Genomic DNA, 1,235 nt, shown 5'->3' with positions numbered 1-1,235 from the left:
GTGCGCCGCCGCCGATTCGCACGCCACCGTGAGCCGCTCGACCTCCACGTGGTGACCGATGGCGAGAAAACCGGCGATGTCGTAAGGGACTTCGGGCCTGAGTTGCTGGACTGCCCACATCGACCGCTGGCCGGCGGTCAATGATCCCAGACTGTCGGGTTGAGTGCGGTAGTTGAGCATGATGGGACGAACTCTCTATTGCGACCAACAGCCAGCAATCGATGGGTTCACACCGTTGAGCTGGCTTGTCAGACAGTCCGGCTGGGCTCGCCGCACAGACACTGGCAGGACGGCCAATGCCCGACTTGTGCTGCCGGCCGGCACCGCGATAGGTGGCCTCCGAACTCGAGTACTGCAGAGGAGGTTCCCAATCAGCGGGTTTCCGTCCGCGTGACCGCTGCGGCGAGGCCATGGGCTTCGACGACATCCGTTGCCGCGTACTAAGGCGCTGATTGGCCGAGGACGCGGGAAAAAAGAAATGATAGCAATAACCCCCTGCCCGCATTAACCTGGCGAGACCTATCGTCCGCATCGACCGGTGCAACCGGTAGAGACTTTTGCCCTCGTCCGCGGTGGCTAAGGTCCCTACCCCCGTTTGGTATCTATGGAGGGAATCCGGCGATGGCACGATCGATGGTCGTCATTCCGAACCAGGCAGCAGACCCGCCCGAGCCGCCGCCAACTGTCGAGACATGGCTGACCGGAGGCATCCTCGGTGCCGACACCCCCGCCATTGCGCATCCCTATGTGCGACAGGCGAATCGACATTTATCCCAGTGCTTCATTGATCGGCAGGCGCTCGACCATGCAGGCCAGCACCCATAATCTGCGGGCGGTGGGGCCGAAGCAGCCGAGCGGCGGCGCTTGGCCCAGTGCTCGTCGTCGATGACCTTGGCTGTCAGTTCATCCTTCAATGTGGCCACCGTGACCTCCATTTCGTAGTCTGCACAAGCTCGGATCCCGACGACCGCTTCGACGCGGCAACGCGTCGACAGACGTCTAAAGCCTCATGGCGGGTCTGCGACAGATCTAGGGCACAGAGTCCTCAACCGACTACGGCCAGGTCCGCATGGCAACTTTCTGTTGCGTTGATCAAGCCGGCGCGCATGATCACGTTGCGGCCGTCGCAGCCATGGCCATGCACCCGCCCCCTCCGCCATCGCCGATTTTCTCGCCATCGATCACCATCCGACGTCAAGCGGCTCGTGGTTGCGTGCGACGCAGAGGCGTCTCGG

At 62.6% G+C, this 1,235-nt stretch carries 2 protein-coding genes; one reads left to right on the top strand and one right to left on the bottom strand.

Annotated elements, in window-relative coordinates:
- The coding region (locus AWC08_RS17535; RefSeq protein WP_142283646.1) for a hypothetical protein at nucleotides 1–180 on the bottom strand (180 nt) is incomplete at its 3' end.
- 441 nt (nucleotides 181–621) lie between these two features.
- Between AWC08_RS17535 and AWC08_RS37620 the strand changes: the two genes are divergently transcribed.
- Nucleotides 622–825 (top strand): hypothetical protein, encoded by a 204-nt coding sequence (locus AWC08_RS37620; RefSeq protein ID WP_218621745.1) that lies wholly within the window; start codon nucleotides 622–624, stop codon nucleotides 823–825.
- The last annotated feature ends 410 nt before the right edge of the window (nucleotides 826–1,235 follow it).

The organism is Mycobacterium gordonae (assembly GCF_002101675.1).
GTDB lineage: Bacteria > Actinomycetota > Actinomycetes > Mycobacteriales > Mycobacteriaceae > Mycobacterium > Mycobacterium gordonae.
Note: the sequence above shows the minus strand (reverse complement) of the source record. Positions and strands in the feature narration are given on the sequence as shown.